Annotated in this window: 1 protein-coding gene; it reads left to right on the top strand. The window is 31.6% G+C overall.

Going from position 1 to position 4,028, the window contains the following annotated elements:
- On the top strand, nt 1–4,028 hold a 4,028-nt coding region (locus BFA01S_RS21020), incomplete at both ends, for a condensation domain-containing protein (RefSeq protein ID WP_156484001.1).

The raw sequence follows: 4,028 nt of genomic DNA, 5'->3' as shown, positions 1-4,028 counted from the left end.
AAGCACCAAGAAATGCAGTAGAAGTTAAACTCGTTGAAATTTGGGCGGATATTTTAGGCATAGAGGATATAGGAATTAACCATCATTTCTTTGTATCGGGTGGAGATTCAATTAAAGCTCTCCAAATAGTATCCAGATTATCAAGAATGAATCTTAAGCTTGAGGTTAAAGATTTATTTGCAAATCCTAAAATTAAAAACCTTAGCAAGTATGTGAAAAAGCACAAGAAACACATAAAGCCTTATGAAATAGTTGAGGGCAAAGTAGAATTAACCCCTATTCAAAAATGGTATTTTGATAAAAATAAAGAAGAACTGAATCATTTTAACCAGTCATTTATGCTATTTAGAGAAGATGGCTTTGATGTAAAAAAAGTTGAGAAGGTCTTTAATAAACTATTAGAACATCATGATGCACTTAGAATGATATATGAAGAAAAGGACAGTGTTGTAAATCAAAATAATAGGGGCTATAAGAAAAATCTTTTCGATTTATACACCTATGATGTTAAGGATCTAGATAATGTTGAAGAAAGAATATATGAACTTGCAACTGATATTCAAAAGAAATCTTCTATTAAAGATGGAAAACTTGTTAATCTTGGTTTATTTAAGGCGGATGATGGTAATCATCTCTTAATTGCTATTCATCATCTAGTAGTAGATGGGGTATCCTGGCGGATATTGTTTGAAGACTTTGAAACCCTATATACTCAAGAGGAAAAAGGACAAAATTTAGATATCGGACACAAGTCTGATTCCTTTAAACAGTTTTCATCTAAGCTACAAGATTATGCAAATAGTAAAGAACTGTTAAAGGAAAGTGAGTATTGGAAGAACATAGCACAAGCTAAGGTTAAATTCCTTCCAAGAAAAGAAGAAATTATAAGAGATACATTTGAAAATAGTAAAACGCTAAGTATTTCTTTAAACAGCCAAAAAACTAATAGTCTTTTAAGGGAATCTAATGGAGCATATAATACAGAAATAAATGACATATTGTTAACTTCTCTATTGGTCGGTGCAAGAGAAGTAACAGGAGAAAACAATATAAAGATAAATATGGAAGGTCATGGAAGAGAGGATATTTTTAAGGATGTAGACATTAGCAGAACGATAGGCTGGTTTACAACTATGTATCCTGTACTTATTGACTTGGGAGAAGAGAAAAGAATTTCGGCTAATATAAAAATGGTAAAAGAAATTCTTAGAAAGGTTCCAAATAAAGGAATAGGTTTTGGGGTACTAAAGTATTTAGCAAAAGACCAAGCTTTATTAAATGAACAAAAAGCGGTTATTTCGTTTAACTATTTAGGTGAAATGGACAGTGATGTTAACCGTAATGAGTTTTCAGGTTCAAAGTTCTCCTATGGAGAGAGCATTGGAGGAAAAATTTCAAGAAATAATTCAATAGAAATAAATTCAATCATTATCAATAATGAATTGTATATAAATACAACTTTTAATGAATTGGAATATGATGAAAAAACCATAAAGGTTTTGAACGAAAAGTTTAAAGAAAGTCTAGAAAAAATCATTGACCATTGCTCAAGTAAAAAAGAGGCAGAAAAAACACCTTATGATTATGGAGATACCAAATTAACTTTAAGTGAGCTTGATGAAATTAATGAAAAGTATGGATGGTCGAGAATCGAAAAAATATATCCATTGGCAAATATGCAAAAAGGGATGCTTTTTCATGCATTGGAAAACAAAGATTCAAAAGCATATTTTGAACAAACTGTAATGGATATAAGAGGATATATTGATACAGAAGTATTAAAGAAGAGCTTCAATAAAATTATGCAGCGCTATGAAATATTAAGAGCATCATTTGAATATGTAATCGTTGAAGAGCCTAGACATGTAATAATAGCAGACCGAGAAATCGGTTTTAATTACTTTGACTTAAGAGATAAAAACCACTCAGAAAAAGAGGTGTTTATCCAAAAATTTAGAGAAGAAGATAAAGTAATCGGATTTAACTTAAGTAAAGATACCTTAATTAGAGTTAGCTTGATCCGCACAGAAGAAAACTTATATAAACTGGTATGGAGCCATCATCATATTCTATTAGATGGTTGGTGCCTAGGTATTGTATTAGGTGAGTTATTCACCATATATGGAAAAATGATTAATGGCGAAGAATTTGAATTAGAAGAAACCAAACCCTATAGCGATTATATAAAATGGCTCGAAAAACAAGATACAGAAGAAGGTAGAACATATTGGAAACACTATTTAGAAGGGTACGAAGAAAAAGCACAAATACCTAAATTAAATAGTGCGAACAGTAATAGTGAGTATTTCCGTAAAGAAAAAATAATCGAATTTTCAACGGGATTTACAAGTAAACTGACGAACCTGGCTAATAGAAATAACGTAACTTTTAATACCGTATTCCAGAGTATTTGGGGGACAATTTTAGCAAAATATAATAATACAGAAGAAGTTGTATTTGGAACCATTGTATCTGGAAGAGAGGCACCAGTAGATGGCATTGAAAAGATGATTGGTTTATTTATTAATGCAATTCCTACTAGAATAAAGCTCGAAAAAAATAAGAAGTTTAAAGATGTTCTGACAACGGTGCAGGGTGAAGCAATAGTTAGCAATAACTATAATTATATGAATCTAGCTGAAGTTCAATCTTTGAGTCAATTAAAGAAAGATTTATTAGATCATATTATTGTGTTTGAAAACTATGCTGTTGATGAACGTGTTGCCGGACATGACAAAATGGATATAGGTTTTGATGTTGAGGATTTAAATGCACAAGAGCAAAGCAACTACAGCTTCAGCATTTCAGTAACTCCAGGTGAAAAGTTGAATTTAGTTTTAACTTATGATGGTAATGTTTACAACGACAATTTAATTGACAATATAGAAGCTCATATTAAAAAAGTAGCTGAGCAAGTTGTTATTGATGATAATAAGAAGATATGTGAAATCCAGATGACTTCAGAAAAAGAAAGAACAGCTTTACTTTATGAATTTAATGATACAAAAGCAGACTATCCAAGAGATAAGACAATACATCAACTTTTCCAAGAGCAAGTAGAACGATCACCAGAAAATATAGCCGTTGTTTTTGAAGATAAAAAATTAACTTATTGGGAGCTGAATGAAAAATCCAACCAACTGGCAGCTCTATTAAGGGAAAAAGGGGTCAAACCAAATACTATAGTCGGCATTATGGTTGAACGCTCACTTGAAATGATAGTCGGTATGTTAGGAATTCTAAAAGCTGGTGGAGCATACCTTCCGATTGATCCTGACTTTCCAGATGACAGAATAAAATATATGTTGGTAGACAGCGGTATCGAAATACTAGTGAAAAAAGAAAATAAGAAAGTGGATCAGGATTTAATTTGTATCGATGTCAATTTAGAAAAGGTTAAAGGTCGAGTTAAAGAAAACTTACCTGATCTAAATAAATCTTCTGATATGGCTTATATTATCTATACTTCAGGTTCAACGGGAAATCCAAAAGGAGTTATGGTAAATCACAATTCTATTGTGAACACACTGTGCTGGAGAATAAGATACTATCAGTATAATGAAGGTGATATCACCCTGCAGATGCCAACTTTTTCATTTGACAGTTCTGTAGAAGACATTTTTACCACGCTGCTTTCCGGTGCTAAATTGGTTTTAATAGAAGATATCAGAGTGAATTTCAATAAGTTTATTAATACCGTTAAACATAATAAAGTTACAAATTTATTGGCTGTTCCTAGCTATTATAACAAGCTATTAGATATGATTGATGAACCTATAGAGAATATGAGATTTGTAACTATTGCAGGAGAAGGTTTTAACGAAAACCTAATCAAGAAACATTTTGAAAAAATGCCTCATGTCAGACTATTTAATGAGTATGGACCGAGTGAGAACAGTGTTTGCTCTACAGTGCATGAGTTGAAACAAGGAGATCAAAAGGCTCTTATTGGTAAACCAATTACTAATAACAAGGTTTATATTTTGGATAGAAATAATAACCTAGCACCATTAGGGGTTGCAGGTGAA

It is taken from the genome of Metabacillus fastidiosus NBRC 101226 (assembly GCF_001591625.1).
Lineage (GTDB): Bacteria > Bacillota > Bacilli > Bacillales > Bacillaceae > Metabacillus > Metabacillus fastidiosus.
The sequence above is the reverse complement of the archived record's forward strand: the minus strand, read 5'-3'. Positions and strand labels throughout refer to the sequence as shown.